The 699-nt window shown below is 66.0% G+C and carries 1 protein-coding gene; it reads right to left on the bottom strand.

The window, feature by feature from the left end:
- A partial coding sequence (locus KJB29_RS19105) for an MBG domain-containing protein (protein WP_246562100.1) occupies nucleotides 1–699 on the bottom strand: 699 nt, incomplete at both ends.

Raw genomic sequence — 699 nt, 5'->3', positions numbered from 1 at the left:
TTGGCTGTGGCGTTCAGTTGGGTGCTGCTGAGGGCAGTGCCGACGGGAACGGCGGTCGGCGTGGCCCAGGTGATGGTCGACGTCGCCTTGGCGATAACCAGGGTACCCGTGGCGCTACCGGTGTAGTTCGGGTCGGCGACGGTGGCAACTACGGCGTAGGAACCGGCTGCGGTCGGTGCGGTGGTGCTGCCGGCGTAGGTGATGGAGACGGTCTTGCCCGCAGGGTTGGTGGTAGCGGTGACGGTCTTCGCGGTGCCGTCATAGGTGGCGGTAAGGCCTGCAAGGGTTACCGTGGCCGCAGCCGGGTTCACCGTGAGGGTGACGGTCTTGGTGGCCGTGGTGTAGGTGGCGGTGTCGGTCGGTGTGAAGGTGACCGACAGGGTCTGGGTTCCGGCGTTAAGCACGGTGCCGGCGGCAGGGGTGTAGGCGAAAGTACCGGCTACGTTGGCGGTGGCGTTCAGCTGCGCTGTGCCAAGCGCTGTCCCGTAGGTGATTGCGGCAGGCGCTGCCCACGTGATGGTCGGTACCTGTTTGGCAACTACCGAGAGGATCACGCTTGCCGTGGCGCTGGTGTAGTTCGCGTCAGTCGGGGCGAAGGAGACGGACAGTGTCTGGGTCCCGGCGGTGTTCATGACCGTCCCGGCAGCCGGGGTGTAGCTGAAGCTGCCGGCAGTATTGGCTGTGGCGTTCAGTTGGGTG

Origin of the sequence: Geobacter grbiciae (assembly GCF_018531165.1) — a bacterium.
Classification (GTDB): Bacteria; Desulfobacterota; Desulfuromonadia; order Geobacterales; family Geobacteraceae; genus Geobacter; species Geobacter metallireducens.
This window is presented reverse-complemented; position numbering and strand designations above follow the sequence as displayed.